The 15,787-nt window shown below is 68.9% G+C and carries 13 protein-coding genes; 11 read left to right on the top strand and 2 right to left on the bottom strand.

Translation table 11 applies throughout. The features are described 5' to 3' along the window. Positions 1 to 30 precede the first annotated feature (30 nt). Positions 31 to 1,227, top strand: coding sequence for an acyl-CoA dehydrogenase family protein (locus tag AB0E78_RS19715; RefSeq protein WP_361833923.1), 1,197 nt, complete (start codon positions 31 to 33; stop codon positions 1,225 to 1,227). Positions 1,228 to 1,240: 13 nt separating this feature from the next. On the opposite strand, the gene AB0E78_RS19720 is transcribed toward AB0E78_RS19715, so the two are convergent. Then, entirely contained in the window at positions 1,241 to 1,684 is a 444-nt protein-coding gene (locus tag AB0E78_RS19720; protein WP_361833924.1) for a cell division protein SepF, read from the bottom strand. A 289-nt stretch (positions 1,685 to 1,973) separates the two neighbouring features. Here AB0E78_RS19720 and AB0E78_RS19725 point away from each other — a divergent pair, with 289 nt between their 5' ends. Then, on the top strand, positions 1,974 to 3,254 hold the full coding sequence (locus tag AB0E78_RS19725; protein ID WP_361833925.1) for a DUF5685 family protein: 1,281 nt from the start codon (positions 1,974 to 1,976) through the stop codon (positions 3,252 to 3,254). Positions 3,255 to 3,300: 46 nt separating this feature from the next. On the opposite strand, the gene AB0E78_RS19730 is transcribed toward AB0E78_RS19725, so the two are convergent. Continuing rightward, positions 3,301 to 4,305, bottom strand: coding sequence for an ABC transporter substrate-binding protein (locus AB0E78_RS19730; protein WP_361833926.1), 1,005 nt, complete (start codon positions 4,303 to 4,305; stop codon positions 3,301 to 3,303). Positions 4,306 to 4,837: 532 nt separating this feature from the next. Between AB0E78_RS19730 and AB0E78_RS19735 the strand changes: the two genes are divergently transcribed. The 9 genes from AB0E78_RS19735 (at position 4,838) to adhE (ending at position 15,782) form a co-directional block, all read left to right on the top strand. Then, entirely contained in the window at positions 4,838 to 5,701 is an 864-nt protein-coding gene (locus AB0E78_RS19735; RefSeq protein ID WP_361833927.1) for an amino acid ABC transporter permease, read from the top strand. Next, positions 5,698 to 6,576, top strand: coding sequence for an amino acid ABC transporter permease (locus AB0E78_RS19740; RefSeq protein WP_361833928.1), 879 nt, complete (start codon positions 5,698 to 5,700; stop codon positions 6,574 to 6,576). Before AB0E78_RS19735 ends, AB0E78_RS19740 begins: the two co-directional genes overlap by 4 nt. Then, the gene (locus AB0E78_RS19745) at positions 6,573 to 7,334 is read left to right on the top strand and encodes an amino acid ABC transporter ATP-binding protein (RefSeq protein WP_361833930.1); all 762 of its coding nucleotides are present in this window, start codon (positions 6,573 to 6,575) and stop codon (positions 7,332 to 7,334) included. Before AB0E78_RS19740 ends, AB0E78_RS19745 begins: the two co-directional genes overlap by 4 nt. Before the next feature lie 92 nt (positions 7,335 to 7,426). Further along, positions 7,427 to 8,398, top strand: coding sequence for an ABC transporter substrate-binding protein (locus AB0E78_RS19750; RefSeq protein ID WP_361833932.1), 972 nt, complete (start codon positions 7,427 to 7,429; stop codon positions 8,396 to 8,398). Positions 8,399 to 8,470: 72 nt separating this feature from the next. Beyond that, complete coding sequence (locus AB0E78_RS19755) at positions 8,471 to 9,289, top strand: DUF1684 domain-containing protein (RefSeq protein ID WP_361833933.1); 819 nt, start codon at positions 8,471 to 8,473, stop codon at positions 9,287 to 9,289. A gap of 285 nt (positions 9,290 to 9,574) precedes the next feature. Then, the gene (locus tag AB0E78_RS19760; RefSeq protein ID WP_361833934.1) at positions 9,575 to 10,471 is read left to right on the top strand and encodes a S1 family peptidase; all 897 of its coding nucleotides are present in this window, start codon (positions 9,575 to 9,577) and stop codon (positions 10,469 to 10,471) included. Between the two features lie 164 nt (positions 10,472 to 10,635). Further along, a complete protein-coding gene (locus AB0E78_RS19765) occupies positions 10,636 to 11,574 on the top strand; it encodes a slipin family protein (RefSeq protein ID WP_361833936.1) in 939 nt (312 codons plus the stop codon). Positions 11,575 to 11,849: 275 nt separating this feature from the next. Beyond that, entirely contained in the window at positions 11,850 to 12,935 is a 1,086-nt protein-coding gene (locus tag AB0E78_RS19770) for a S1 family peptidase (protein ID WP_361833938.1), read from the top strand. A gap of 213 nt (positions 12,936 to 13,148) precedes the next feature. Continuing rightward, positions 13,149 to 15,782 carry a bifunctional acetaldehyde-CoA/alcohol dehydrogenase gene (adhE, locus tag AB0E78_RS19775; protein WP_361833940.1) on the top strand — a complete coding sequence of 878 codons (2,634 nt, stop codon included), beginning with the start codon at positions 13,149 to 13,151 and terminating at the stop codon, positions 15,780 to 15,782. Positions 15,783 to 15,787 lie beyond the last annotated feature (5 nt).

The following is a 15,787-nucleotide window of genomic DNA, read 5'->3' on the forward strand; positions in this document are numbered from 1 at the left end:
CTGCTAGTTTTCGTGTCGCCGGAGGCCCGCATGTCCGCAAGCGCCCGCATCCCTCTGCCGCCCTTCGACCCCGCCGACCCCCTCGGCATCGACGACCTCCTGGAGCCGGAGGACCTCGCGATCCGGGAGACCGTCCGCAGCTGGGCGGCCGACCGCGTCCTGCCGCACATCGCCGACTGGTACGAGAAGGGCGAGCTGCCCGGCATCCGCGATCTCGCCCGCGAACTCGGCTCGATCGGTGCGCTCGGCATGTCCCTGGAGGGCTACGGCTGCGCCGGGGCGAGCTCCGTCCAGTACGGCCTCGCCTGCCTGGAGCTGGAGGCCGCCGACTCCGGCATCCGCTCGCTCGTCTCCGTGCAGGGCTCCCTCGCCATGTACGCCATCCACCGCTTCGGCTCCGAGGAGCAGAAGCAGCGCTGGCTGCCCGGCATGGCCGCCGGCGAGATCATCGGCTGCTTCGGCCTGACCGAGCCCGACCACGGCTCCGACCCGGCGTCCATGCGCACCTTCGCCAAGAAGGACGGCACCGACTGGGTGCTCACCGGGCGCAAGATGTGGATCACCAACGGATCGGTGGCCGGGGTCGCCGTGGTCTGGGCCCACACCGACGACGGGATCAGGGGCTTTGTCGTCCCCACGGAGACCCCCGGCTTCTCGGCGCCCGAGATCAAGCACAAGTGGTCGCTGCGCGCGAGCGTCACCAGCGAGCTGGTGATGGACGAGGTACGACTGTCCGCCGACGCCGTGCTTCCGGAGGTCACCGGGCTCAAGGGCCCGCTGAGCTGTCTCTCCCACGCGCGCTACGGCATCGTCTGGGGAGCCATGGGCGCGGCCCGCTCCTCCTTCGAGGCGGCCGTCGAGTACTCCAAGACCCGCGAGCAGTTCGGCAGGCCCATCGGCGGCTTCCAGCTCACCCAGGCCAAGCTCGCCGACATGGCGGTCGAGCTGCACAAGGGCATCCTGCTCGCGCACCACCTCGGCCGGCGTCTGGACGCGGGCAGGCTCCGTCCCGAACAGGTCAGCTTCGGCAAGCTCAACAACGTACGAGAAGCGATCGAGATCTGCCGCACGTCCCGGACGATCCTGGGCGCGAACGGGATCTCGCTGGAGTACCCCGTGATGCGGCATGCGACGAATCTCGAGTCGGTGCTCACCTATGAGGGCACCGTCGAGATGCATCAGCTCGTGTTGGGCAAGGCGCTCACCGGCCTTGACGCCTTCCGGTGAGCGGCCCTGCCCGCTAGCTCTGGTTGAAGAAACCGTCCGCCGGACGGCTTGTCGCCTCCCCGTTGACGATGTGCGTGTCGGCGGGGGTGAGCAGGAAGACCCGCGTCGCCACGCGCTCGATGGAGCCGCGCAGACCGAACGTCAGGCCCGCCGCGAAGTCCACGACGCGCTTGGCGTCGCCGGGCTCCATCGACGTGAGGTTGATGATGACCGGGACACCGTCCCGGAAGAGCTCGCCGATGCCGCGCGCGTCCCGGAAACTGTCCGGGGTCACGGTGCCGATCCGGCGCCCTTCCTCTTCGGCGGCCTCGGCGACCACCCGCACCCGCGGGTCGGTCACCCAGGCTTCGCCGGGACCCTCGGCCCCGTCGTCGTCGTAGCCGTCGTAGTAACGCTCGTCATTGTTGTTGTCGTCGACGAGGCCAAGCCAGGCACTCGCCTTGCGCACCGATCCCATGGACGCCTCCTCTCACAGCGGGCTTTCTGCGTTCCGCATCCCCATGTTCGTCCATGATGCGGATAGTGCGCCAAGTGGATAGTCGCCGCGCGGGGTTTTCGTGACGGTACTGGTGCAGAGTCAACACGCCGTAAACGCGTGAGCCCCAAGGGTCCTGCTGTGTACAGCTGCTGACAGTGAGTGAAATATGATTCTTCACGGCGTACGGGTGACGACCGGTGCGTCCGGGTGAACGGACCCCTCGATACGATGCCCCAGTTGAACGAAAACAGGCTCACGGGGGAGTCGCATGTTCGGAATCGTCAGGCCCTGCAGTCATCGTCTGGGCGAGGGGCTGAAAACACAATGGATGGCGCACCTCTGCGGCCTCTGTCTCGCGCTGCGCAGTGATCACGGGCAGTTCGCCCGCGTCGTGACCAACTACGACGGCCTGATCATCTCGGTTCTGACGGAGGCTCAGGCGGAGCGGTCCACCGGCTGGCGCCGCACCGCGGGCCCCTGTCCGCTGCGCGGCATGCGCACCGCTTCCGTCGCGCAGGGCGAGGGCGCACGGCTCGCCGCCGCGGTCTCGCTGGTGCTCGCGTCGGCGAAGGTGCGCGACCACGTCGTCGACGGGGACGGCCTCTTGGCCCGCAGGCCGGTGGCCGCCGCCGCCCGCAAGGTGGCGCGGAGCTGGGACCGGGCGGGCGCCCGCACGGGCGCCGATGTGGGATTCGACACGGCGGTCCTGCTCGACGCCGTCGAACGGCAGGTCGGCATCGAGGGCTTGGCCGGCCCCGGCACCTCCCTGCTCACGGTCACCGAGCCGACCGAGACCGCGACCGCCGCGGCCTTCGCGCACACCGCCGTCATCGCGGGCAGGCCGGGCAACGCCGAGCCGCTCGCGGAGGCCGGACGGCTCTTCGGCAGGCTCGCGCATCTCCTGGATGCCGTGGAGGACAGGGAAGCTGACGCCGCGTCGGGTGCGTGGAACCCGCTGACGGCCACGGGCACCGGCCTCGCCGAGGCCCGGCGGCTGGCCGACGACGCGCTGCACGGCATTCGCCTGGCACTGCGCGACGCCGAATTCACCGACGGCAAGCTCGCCCATGTGCTGCTCGCGCATGAGCTGGGGCGTTCGGTGGACCGCGCCTTCGGCACCGACGCGTGCGGGCACACACATGAGGTGACGGCCCATCAGGGCGGCACGTTCGGACCGCCGCCGGAGCAGGGCGGACCGTACGGACCTCCCTCCAGCGGTCCGTACGGCCCGCAGTCCCCGTACGGAGGTGGCAATCCGTACGGAGGCGGGGCACCCGGCGGGCCCGTCGGTCCTGGTGGACCCGGCGGTCCCGGCGGGTTCGGGGGTGGGCCCGGGTTCGAGCCGCAGCCGCCGAAGCCGGGCAAACGGGGCTTCTGGGCGGGGTGCGCGGTCGCCATCGGGCTCTGCTGCACCTGCAAGGTCTGCTGCGCCGATTCCTACGAGGGCCCCTGGTCCCGCAAGAAGCGGGAGGGCTGCTGCAACAACTGCGGCGACTGCGGGTGCTGCGGTATCTGTGAGTGCTGCCAGTGCTGTGACTGCGGGATCTAAGAGGTGAGAGGGCCCTGCGGAGGCGCGGGAGGCCTCTGACGGGCCATCAGTCCTTGATCTCCGGCGGTGAGATCCGCGACGTCCTGATCGCCGAGTCCTGGGTTCCCCACTTCTTCAGGATGCGGTCGTACGTCCCGTCCTCGATCAGCCGGTTCACCGCGGCCTGGAAGGCGGGCGCCAGCTTCGTGCCCTTCTTGAAGGCGAAGCCGACGTCGAGCCGGTGGTACTCGCCGAGGAACTTCAGGCCCTCCTGGTGGGCGACCGCGTAGCGCAGGCCGTTGATCGTGGACATCACCACATCGCTGCGGCCCTGCTGGAGCGAGCCCCAGATCGCGCCCTGCTCGGCGTACGTCTTCACGCTGTACGGCTTCTTGCCCGCGTCCTCGCACACGTGCTTGTTGTCCTCCAGGGTGACCTCGAAGGTGGTGCCCGCGCCGGTCGCCACGTTCAGACCGCACAGCTGCTTGAAGTCGGTGACCTTCTTCAGCTTGCTGTCGTCGCGGACGGCGAAGCCCTGGCCGTCGTTGATGTAGGTGACGAAGTCGATGGTCCTGCGCCGTTCCTCGGTCACGCCGAAGTTTCCGGTGCCCAGGTCGTACTTCCCGCTGTCCAGGGCGGGCAGGATCGCCTCGAAGCTCGCGGCCTCGCGCTTCAGCTTCAGGCCGAGCGCCTTGGCGACGGCCTCCGCGAAGTCGGCGTCCTGGCCGACGATCGTCCTGCCGTCCTCCAGATACGTGTTGCCGGGCGGACTGCCGCCGACGGCCGTCGCGAGACTGAGGGTGCCCCGCTCGCGTACGTCCGCCGGCAGGAGTTTCGCGGCCGCCGCGTCCTTCTCGACCGCGGAGACCACGTCCCGGGTGGGGATCTTGTCGCTCTTGCCCGCGGGCGCCGCGCCGCCCGTGGTGTCGGCGGAGCCTCCGGAGCCGCAGGCGGTGAGCGTGAGCGTGGCGGCGGTGATCAGGGCGAAGGCCGCCTGAACACGAGCCGTCTGGATACGAGCCGTCTGGATACGAGCCGGCTGGCTGTGACGGGAATGCGGGGACTTGCTCATGGCGTGACGATCTCCATCGGGCAGCAGGGCAGGGCGAAGCGGACGTACGAGGGAGGGGTGCCGCCGCTCAGAGCGGTGCGGCGGCGGAGTATGCGTGTGAAGGCGAGGTCAATGGCGCGCGGACGCACGGGAGACGCGACGCAGAGGAGACGCGGCGCACGGGAGATGCGAGGCCGAAGAGACCCGGAAGGGAAAAGGGCTCAGCGCGCAGGGGGTCGGCTCAGAGAGTCGTCGAACACGACGCCGACCACACTCGACCGAAGTCGATGTGGGAGCGCGTGACCAGCCACTGCTGCGGATGCATGGGGCAAGTGGAGCAGGCATCCGTTTCCCCGTCAACTGCCGTGAGACGTACCGCTCATATCCTGGACGGCCTTGACAGCGGGCCGAAAGCGACCCGTACTCTCAGGGCGGATCGTGCTGAGGGGCTCGGTCCGTGTGAAGGCACCACCCGTGTGTGATCTCCCGCCGAGCGTTGCGCCAGGCGTTCCGCCGCGCGCCGGAGATCTCCCGTATCCACGGAGCCTTCGCCATGTCTTCGTCATCCGGCACGCTCGCCAAAGCCGCGACCGCCGCTCCCGAGAACCCGCCACCCGATGTCCCGCGCATCGTGCCGCAGCGCCGCACCGGGCAGTGGGTCGCCGCCGCCGCGGTCCTCGTGCTCCTCGCGCTCGCCCTCAACTCCGTCGTCCGCAACGAAGCGTTCCAGTGGGACGTGGTCGGTGACTACTTCACCTCCGCCTCCGTGCTGCGCGGACTCTGGCTCACGCTCTGGCTGACCGCCGTCGTCATGGCGCTCGGTTTCGCACTCGGCGCGGTGCTCGCCATGGGGCGCCTCTCGGCCAACCCCGTTCTGCGCGCGGTCAGTTGGGGCTATGTGTGGCTCTTCAGGTCGATGCCGATCCTCGTGCAGCTGCTGTTCTGGTTCAACATCGGGGCGCTGTACCCGTACCTCTTCGGCGTGAAGACGGTGAACCTCCTGGGGCCCATCACCATCGCCGTCATCGGGCTCACCCTGCACGAGGCCGCGTACGCCGCCGAGGTGGTGCGCGGCGGGATCCTCTCCGTCGACCGCGGGCAGATCGAGGCCGCGCAGGCGCTCGGGCTCAGCCGGTGGCGCAGATGGCGGCGGATCGTCCTTCCGCAGGCCATGCGCTCCATCGTGCCGCCCGCCGGGAACATGCTGATCGGCACGCTCAAGGGCACCTCGATCGTCAGCGTGATCGCCGTGCAGGACCTGCTGTACTCCGTGCAGCTCGTCTACCACCGCACCTACCAGGTCATCCCGCTGCTCCTGGTCGCCACCATCTGGTACGTGGTGATCACCTCGCTCCTGAGCGTCGGCCAGTACTACGTGGAGCGGCACTACGCGCGCGGTTCGGAGCGCACCCGATGAGCGTCACGGAGCACAGGCCGCCCGCAAGTGACCTCGCGAAGGACGACTTCGGGGCGCTGAAGGTCGTCCCCGTACGCCATCCCTGGCGCTGGGCCGCCGTCCTCGCGACGGCCGTCCTCGTGGCCCAGTTCGCGCACGGCCTGGCCACCAACTCCGGCTGGGAATGGGAGGTGTTCGCCGAGTTCTTCACCGCCGACGTGATCCTCAAGGCGGTCTGGGTCACCCTTCAGCTCACCTTCTACGGCACGGCTCTCGGCTTCGCGCTCGGCATCGTGATCGCCTTCATGCGGCTCTCGGCGAGCCCCTTCCTGAGGGCGGTGGCCTTCGCCTACATCTGGGCGTTCCGGTCGATCCCGCTGATCGTGCAGCTGCTCTTCTGGTTCAACCTGGCCTATCTCTACAAGGAGCTGCAGTTCGGGATCCCGTTCGGGCCCGGCTTCTTCTCCTTCGACACGATGGGGCTCGTCGGCGCGATGAGCGCGGCGGTCCTCGGCCTCGCCCTGCACCAGGCCGCGTACGCCGCCGAGATCGTGCGCGCCGGCGTCCTGTCCGTCGACAGCGGTCAGCTGGAGGCGGCGGCGGCCCTCGGCATTCCCCGGCTGCGGCAGATCCGCCGCATCGTCCTGCCACAGGCGATGCGCTCGATCCTGCCCAACGCGGCCAACGAGATCATCTCCCTCTTCAAGGGCACCTCGATCGTCTCCGTGATGGCGATCGGCGAGCTCTTCTACCAGGTGCAGGTCATCTACGGCCGCAACGGCCGCGTCGTGCCGCTCCTGATGGTCGCCACCGCCTGGTACGTCCTGCTCACCAGCGCACTCTCCGTCCTCCAGCACTACGTCGAACGTCACTTCTCAAAGGGGGCATCGCGATGAGCGCGATGGTCGAACTCCGGTCCGTACACAAGTCCTTCGGGTCCCTGGAAGTCCTGCGAGGCCTCGATCTGGAGGTACGGAAGGGAGAAGTCACCGTCATCCTCGGGCCCTCCGGCTCCGGCAAGTCCACGCTCCTGCGCGCCATCAACCACCTGGAGAAGGTGGACCAGGGGTGGATCAGCGTCGACGGTGCGCTCGTCGGCTACCGCCGCTCCGGCGACAAGCTGTACGAGCTGCGCGAACGCGACGTGCTCAAGCAGCGCACCCAGATCGGCTTCGTCTTCCAGAACTTCAACCTCTTCCCGCATCTGACCGTCCTGGAGAACATCGTCGAGGCGCCCGTCTCGGCGCTGAAGCGCCCGCGCAAGGAAGCCGTCGCCGACGCCGGGACCCTGCTCGCCCGGGTCGGGCTCGCCGACAAGGCGGACGCCTACCCCAAGCAGCTCTCCGGCGGGCAGCAGCAGCGCGTGGCCATCGCCCGCGCGCTCGCCCTGGAGCCGAAGCTGCTGCTCTTCGACGAGCCGACGTCCGCGCTCGACCCCGAACTGGTCGGTGAAGTCCTCGACGTCATCAAGGACTTGGCGGGCCAGGGCACCACGATGATCGTCGTCACCCACGAGATCGGCTTCGCGCGCGAGGTCGCCGACACGGTCGTCTTCATGGACGAGGGACTCATCGTCGAGCAGGGCACCCCCGGCGACGTGCTCGACCGGCCGCGGCACGACCGCACCCGCGCGTTCCTCTCCAAGGTCCTCTAGCCACTCTTCCCCCCTTACCCCTTTCCCCCCTTACCCCTTTTCTCCACTTTCCCCTCTTTCCCCTCTTTCTCAGGTCATCCAGGAGCTCCCGCATGTTCTCCCGACGCACCCTCTCCGCATCCGTCGCCGCCCTGGCCCTCGCACCCCTGCTGGGCGCCTGCGGCGGGGACAGTGACGCCGCGACCGGCGGCGGCGAGCCCGGCACAAAGAAGGTCGGCAACATCAACATCGGGCCCGACCAGAACCGCGTACGCGGGAAGAAGGTGGACGCCGTCGCGGACCTCGTGCCCGACGAGGTGCGCGAGCGCGGCACGCTGCGGCTCGGCGGCAGCGCCGACTCGGTCGCGCCCCTCGGCTTCTACGCCACCGACGACAAGACGCGGATCGGCTCCGAGGTCGACATCGCGAGCCTGGTCGCCGACACGCTCGGCCTGAAACCCACGTTCCAACAGGTCTCCTGGGAGAACCTCTTCGTCGGCCTGGACAGCGGAAAGTTCGACGGGGTCTTCTCGAACGTCACGGTGACGGAGGAGCGCAAGGAGAAGTACGACTTCGCGACCTACCGCCACGACAACATCGCCTTCGAGGCCCGCAAGGACGCCGACTGGACGGCGAAGAAGCCGGCGGACGTGGCGGGGAGGTCGATCGCGGTCTCCTCCGGCACCAACCAGGAGAAGATCCTCCTCGACTGGAGCGAGCAGAACGAGAAGGCCGGGCGCGAGCCGGTCGCCGTCAAGTACTTCCAGAAGGACTCCGACTACTACCTGGCCCTCCAGTCGGGCCGCATCGACGCCTACCTCGGCCCGAACCCGTCGGCCGCGTACCACGTCGCGTCATCGGGCCAGACGAAGATCATTGGGACGCTGTCGGGCGGCGGACCCGACATCCAGGGCGAGATCGCCGCCACCACGAAGAAGGGCAGCGGGCTCGTCGACGCGTACGCCGCCGCGCTCAACCACGTGATCAAGGACGGCAGTTACGCCAAGGTCCTCAAGCGCTGGGGTCTGACCGGCGAGGCAGTGAAGAAGTCGCAGATCAACCCCAAGGGTCTGCCCAAGCCGTAGGCACGGAATTCGAGGGCGCGACGCCGCGCTCACCTCTCGGGCCGAGCGTGCCCGTATGGAAGGGTTGATCACATGACGACGGACGCATCGACGGACGCATCGCGCGACTGGAAGCACTGGCACGAGCAGCGGACGGAGACGGTGTCGGCGCCCTACGGCCCGCTCGCCCTCACCGGCACACACTGGCTCGCGGACTACCCGGACGGCTCGCTTCCGGACATCCCCGGGCGCTGGACCGAGGCGGGCGACGAGATCGTCCTGACCGCCGAGGTGAGTGACGGGCTCACCCTCGACGGGCAGCTCTTCGACGGAGAGGCCCGGCTCACCGCCGACCCCGGCCCGGTCGGCGCGGCCCGCGTCGGGCACGGCGACCGCCGCCTGGTCGTGCTGCGCCGCGAAGGCCTCTGGGCGGTACGCGACTTCGACCCGGAGTCCGCCGCGCGCCGCGCCTTCCGGGGCATCGAGGCCACCGGGTACGACGCGCGCTGGGCGGTACCCGGGCGTTTCACCCCGTACGCCGCCGAGAGCACCACCGACGGGGTGCGCACCGTACGGGTCGGCAACGCGGACAGGGTGGAGCGGGGGCTGGGCCTAGGCGGTGAGCTGGCCTTCACCTTGGCCGGAAAGGACCACACGCTCCAGGTGTCGGTGGAGGGCGACGGCTCGCTGTGGGCGGTGTTCGCCGACGCGACCAGCGGGGTGTCCAGCTACCGGTTCCGCTTCCTGCGGCCCGCCGCGCCCGACGCCGAGGGCCGTACGACGGTGGACCTCAATCGCGCGCTTCTTCCCCCGTGCGCCTTCGCCGACCACTTCATCTGCCCTTTCCCGCCTCCGGGCAACACCCTTGACGCCGAGATCGCCGCGGGGGAGCGGAACCTCATCGATCGCTGACGCGTCACAAGCGCAGCTTCGGGAGCAGAGCCCGGAAGCCGAGCCGAAGACCCGAGCCCCGGCGGCGTACGACAGGTACGACAGCCGCCGGGGCCGGTCGCCGTGTATCCGGCTGACGGCCGAAAGGCGCCCTTGTGCGCGGTGTCCCCGGCCCGAATACTCCCGAGCAGCGCTTGTCAGGAGCACGGCTTATCCGGAATCCGGCTTGCCTTTTGCTCATTGGCTGCGCCTCACGGGCCTTCAACCCACGCGGGCCCACTGACTTCCCCCCGGGAGGAACAACAAGTGAGGAACAAGCGCACCACCCCCCGCAGCGGCATAGCGAGACGTACTCGTCTGCTCGCCGTGGCCACCGGACTTGTGGCCGCCGGCGCGCTCGCCGTCCCCGCTGCGAACGCCAATGACGTCACCACCTTCAGCTCGGCGCAGCTCACCAAGGCGAGCGACGCGGTGCTCGACGCGGATGTCGCAGGCACCGCATGGAGTGTCGACAAGGCGACGAACCGCCTGGTCGTCACCGCCGACAGCACCGTCTCCAAGGCCGAGATCGCCAAGATCCGGGAGGCGGCGGGCAGCAACGCCGACGCCCTCAAGGTCGAGCGCACTCCCGGCAAGTTCAACAAGCTGATCTCCGGCGGCGACGCGATCTACGCGTCCAGCTGGCGCTGTTCGCTCGGCTTCAACGTCCGCAGCGGCAGCACCTACTACTTCCTCACCGCCGGTCACTGCACCGACGGCGCGGGCACCTGGTGGTCCAACTCGGGCCACACCACGACGATCGGGAGCACGACAGGGTCCAGCTTCCCGACCAACGACTACGGCATCGTCAAGTACTCCGGTTCGGTCAGTCACCCCGGAACGGTCGGCAGCCAGGACATCACCAGTGCCGGCAACGCCACCCTGAACCAGACCGTCACCCGGCGCGGCTCCACCACCGGTATCCACAGCGGCAAGGTCACGGGCCTGAACGCGACCGTCAACTACGGCGGCGGTGACATCGTCTACGGCATGATCAAGACCACGGTCTGTGCCGAACCCGGCGACAGCGGCGGTCCGCTCTACGCGGGCACCAAGGCGATCGGCCTCACCTCGGGCGGCAGCGGCAACTGCTCCTCGGGCGGCACGACCTTCTTCCAGCCCGTCACCGAGGCGCTGAGCGCGTACGGCGTGAGCGTCTACTGATCCACGTACGGCCCATGGGTCAGTCTGCAGCCAGCAGCAGGAGAGCCCCCGTCCGGCAGTCCGGGCGGGGGCTCTCTCCTGTCTTCCGTCTCCCTTTGTGCGCCCGGCGGCGTTACCTTCGAAGTGCACGCCCAACACGCCCAATTCGGACCCTGGGGGCCGGCATGGTCGAGGAGCTGGTGGCGGCGGCGGTGACCGTCGGGTCTGTCGGAGCGCTCTACGCGATGGCCGCGGCGCGTGTGGTCAAACAGTACGAACGGGGCGTGGTGCTCCGGCTCGGACGCCTGCAGCGTTCGGTGCGCGAGCCCGGGCTCACGATGATCGTGCCGTTCGTGGACCGGCTCCGTAAGGTGAACATGCAGATCGTGACGATGCCGGTCCCGGCGCAGGACGGCATCACCAGGGACAACGTCACGGTGCGGGTGGACGCGGTCATCTACTTCAAGGTGATCGATGCCGCCGAGGCCGTCGTCCAGGTGGAGGACTACCGCTTCGCGGTGTCGCAGATGGCGCAGACCTCCTTGCGGTCGATCATCGGCAAGAGCGATCTGGATGATCTGCTCTCCAACCGCGAGAAGCTCAACCAGGGTCTGGAGCTGATGATCGACTCTCCCGCGGTCGGGTGGGGCGTGCAGATCGACCGGGTCGAGATCAAGGACGTGTCGCTCCCGGAGACGATGAAGCGGTCGATGGCCCGCCAGGCCGAGGCTGACCGCGAGCGGCGGGCCCGCGTGATCAACGCGGACGCCGAGCTGCAGGCCTCCAAGAAGCTGGCCGAGGCCGCGCACCAGATGTCGGAGGAGCCTGCCGCGCTCCAACTGCGGCTGCTGCAGACCGTGGTGGCCGTCGCCGCCGAGAAGAACTCGACCCTCGTGCTGCCCTTCCCCGTGGAGCTCCTGCGTTTCCTTGAGCGGGCCCAGCAGCCGGCCGCTGCCGAGCCTCTCGCCGTGGTGCCTCCTGCCGCGGCGCCTCCCGCAGCGGTGTCCGAGGCACCCGCCGCCGTGACCGAATCTCCCGCCGTCGCGCTGCCGGACTTTGGCGTTCCGGGGCCGGAAGCCAACGCTCAGAGCGCGCCAGGAGCGTCGAGAACCGGACAGGACTAGTCCTTACCCGCTGCCGATCACCCGCTCGCACCGGGTGTTTGCAGCGGGAACCGACGTGGTGAGACGGACGTCGGTGAAGACGCCGGGGGCGCACGGTGTTTGTCGCGTGCGCGTCCTGAAGTAGACCTTGTGTGCTACCGGGCGGCATCGGGATAGTGGGCCGCACCCTTTGGCATGGACGCGGCTTTCGCAGCGTGTGCGACTCCGTGCCGGTACGCCTTCCGGTCCCCAGGTCCCCACACCGAACGGGCCGACCCCCCACAGGAGGACGTGAGTTGAAGCACCGACGCGTATCCAAGCGACGTGCCGCCGTGGCAGGTGCGGGCATCACCGCACTGATCGCCGCCGGAATCACCTTCCAGACTGCGAACGCGAGTGAGAGTGCCCCGACCCCCACGCCGGACACCCTCTCGATCGCGAAGGCCGGAAAGCTCGCCTCGTCCCTCGGGAAGGATCTCGGCCTCGACGCGGCCGGAACGTACTACGACGCCAAGGCCAAGAACCTCGTCGTGAACGTCCTCGACGAGAGTGCGGCCGACGCCGTCGAGTCGGCGGGCGCCAAGGCGAGAATCGTCGAGAACTCCCTCGCCGAGCTGAAGGGCGCCCGGTCGACGCTCAGTGACAAGGCCTCCATCCCCGGCACCTCGTGGGCGGTCGACTCGGCCACCAACAAGGTCGTCGTCACGGCCGACCGCACGGTCAAGGGCGCCGACCTCGACAAGCTCGGCGCGGTCGTCAAGGGGCTCGGCTCCAAGGCCGAACTCCAGCGCAGCAAGGGGGAGTACAAGCCCTTCATCGCGGGTGGCGACGCCATCTGGGGTGGCGGCGGCCGCTGCTCGCTCGGCTTCAACGTGGTCAAGGACGGTGCGCCGCACTTCCTGACCGCGGGCCACTGCACCGAGTCGATCACCAGCTGGTCCGAGGAGCAGGGCGGACCGGTCATCGGTGAGAACGCGGGCTCCAGCTTCCCCGACAACGACTACGGCATCGTCAAGTACAGCGGCGACACCGCGCACCCGAGCGAGGTGGACCTGTACAACGGCTCGAAGCAGGCCATCACCAAGGCGGGCGACGCGACCGTCGGGCAGAAGGTGCAGCGCAGTGGCTCGACCACGAAGGTGCACGACGGTACGGTCACCGGTCTCGACGCCACCGTGAACTACGGCAACGGCGACGTCGTCAACGGACTCATCCAGACCGACGTCTGCGCCGAGCCCGGCGACAGCGGCGGCTCGCTCTTCGCGGGCGACACCGCGCTCGGCCTGACCTCGGGCGGCAGCGGTGACTGCAGCGCCGGCGGGGAGACGTTCTTCCAGCCGGTTCCGGAAGCGCTGAGCGCCTTCGGCGCGGAAATCGGCTGAGGCCCAAGCGGCTGAGGCAGTAGCCCCCGGCGGGGGCAGCAGGATGTGGGGCCGGTCCGCCACGGCGGACCGGCCCCTTTCCTCGCTCTCTTGTGAAATCTTTCACAAAGTGACCTTCGGCCTGCCCGGAGAGGTCTTTGGCGGCGCCTGACGCACGGCACGCGGGTGTGCAATTGAGGCATAAGCGAAAAGTCTCACCGAAGGAGCCCCGTCATGGAGGCCAAGGAGATGGTGGACGGACTGGTCGAGGGAGCGCTGACCGCGCTCGGCCGGTTCGCGTCGTACGACCAGGAGCAGGTCGACCACATCGTCAAGAAGGCCTCCCTCGCCGCGCTGGACCGGCACGGGGAACTGGCGAAGCTGGCCGCGGAGGAGACCGGTCGCGGGCTCTTCGAGGACAAGGCCGTCAAGAACCTCTTCGCCTGCGAGCATGTCGTCAACTCGATGCGCGGCCTGAAGACCGCGGGCGTCATCTCCCGCGACGAACTGAACGGCATCACCGAGATCGCCGAACCGGTCGGCGTCGTCTGCGCGATGACCCCGGTGACCAACCCGACGTCGACGACCCTCTTCAAGGCCCTCATCGCCCTGAAGACCCGCAACCCCATCATCTTCGCCTTCCATCCCAGCGCCCAGCGCTGCTCCGCCGAGGCCGCCCGGATCGTGCGCGACGCCGCGGTCGAGGCCGGCGCCCCCGCGGACTGCGTGCAGTGGATCGAGGAGCCCTCGATGGAGGCGACGGGGCTGCTCATGAACCACGCGGGCGTCTCCACCATCCTCGCCACCGGCGGCAACGCCATGGTCAAGTCCGCCTACTCCTGCGGCAAGCCCGCGCTCGGCGTCGGCGCGGGCAACGTACCCGCGTACGTCACGCGCAGCGGAAAACTGCGGCGCGCCGTGCACGACATCGTGCTCTCCAAGGCCTTCGACCACGGCATGATCTGCGCATCGGAGCAGGCCGTCATCCTCGACCAGGAGATCTACGACGAGGGGATCGCGGAGTTCGAACGGCTCGGCGCGTACGTCGTCACGGCGGCCGAGAAGACCAAGCTGGAGGAGTTCGTCTTCGGGACGACCGCCTTCGGCGCCGACTGCTCGGGCGCGAAGCTGAACGCGTCCGTCGTCGGCAGGTCGCCGCGGTGGATCGCCGAGCAGGCCGGATTCGAGGTCCCCGAGGGCACCTCGGTCATCGTCGCCGAGTGCGCGGAGGTCGGCGAGGGCGAGCCGCTCACCCGCGAGAAGCTCTCCCCGATCCTGGCCGCCCTGAAGGCCGACTCCACCGAGCGGGGCCTCGAACTGGCAGCCCAGATGGTCGAGTTCAACGGTCTGGGCCACAGTGCCGCCATCCACACCGAGGACGAGGAGCTCGCCGAGGAGTTCGGCAGGCGCGTCAAGGCGGTCCGCGTCATCGTCAACGCACCCTCCACCTTCGGCGGCATCGGCGATGTCTACAACGCCTTCCTGCCCTCGCTCACCCTCGGCTGCGGCTCCTACGGACACAACTCGGTGTCCGACAACGTCTCCGCGGTCAACCTGATCAACGTCAAGCGAATCGGACGGCGGAACAACAACATGCAGTGGTTCAAGGTTCCGCCGAAGATCTACTTCGAGCGCAACTCCCTGCGCTACCTGGGCGAGATGGACGGCATCAAGCGGGTGTCGATCGTGACGGACAAGACGATGTCGGCGCTCGGCTTCGTACAGCGCGTGACCGACATCCTCGCCGCACGCCCCGGAGCCGTCACCGTCCAGGTCATCGACGACGTCGAGCCCAACCCGGAGCTCGCGACCGTGCGTGCCGGAGCCGCGCGCATGCGGGACTTCGAGCCGGACACGATCATCGGGCTCGGCGGCGGCTCACCGATGGACGCGGCCAAGATCATGTGGCTGATGTACGAGCACCCGGAGATCGAGTTCGCGGACACCAAGGAGAAGTTCTTCGACATCCGCAAGCGGGCCTTCAAGTTCCCGGGCCTTGGCGAGAAGGCGCAGATGGTGGCCATCCCGACCACCTCGGGCACGGGCTCCGAGGTGACCCCGTTCGCCGTCATCTCCGACCCGAAGGCCGCGCAGAAGTACCCCCTGGCCGACTACGCGCTCACCCCGAACGTCGCGATCGTCGACCCGGTCCTGCCGATGAAGCTCCCCGCGACGGTCACCGCCGACTCCGGCTTCGACGCGCTGACCCACGCCACCGAGGCGTACGTCTCGGTGTACGCGAACGACTACACCGACGGGCTCTGCCTCCAGGCGATCAAGCTGATCTTCGAGAATCTGGAGCGGTGCGTCGTGAACGGGGCCGGCGACCCCGAGGCGCGCGAGAAGATGCACAACGCCTCGACCGTGGCGGGCATGGCCTTCGCCAACGCCTTCCTGGGCCTGGTGCACGCGATGGCACACACGCTTGGCAACACCTTCCACGTCTCGCACGGCCGCACCAACGCGCTGCTCCTGCCGCACGTCATCCGGCACAACGGCACCGTCTCCGGCAAGGCGACCCCGTGGCCGAAGGCCGAGGTCTACCGCGCCCCGGAGCGGTTCCAGGAGATCGCCCGGATGCTGGGGCTTCCGGCGGCTTCCCCTGAGCAGGGGGTCGAGTCCTACGCCCGTGCCGTCGAGGAACTGCGTGCCAAGTGTGGTCTTCCCTCGTCCTTCGCGGAGGAGGGCGTCGACGAAGCCGCCTTCATCGAGGCGCTGCCCGAGCAGGCGATGAACGCGTATGCCGATCAGTGTGCGCCGGCCAACCCTCGGATGCCGATGCTCTCCGAGATGGAGGGGCTGATGCGGCAGGCGTACTACGGGGTCGAGCCCCGAAGGGGCGCGGGGAACTGCGCGACCAGCCGCTGACGACC

It is taken from the genome of Streptomyces sp. NPDC032198 (assembly GCF_040636975.1).
In the GTDB taxonomy this organism is placed as follows: domain Bacteria; phylum Actinomycetota; class Actinomycetes; order Streptomycetales; family Streptomycetaceae; genus Streptomyces.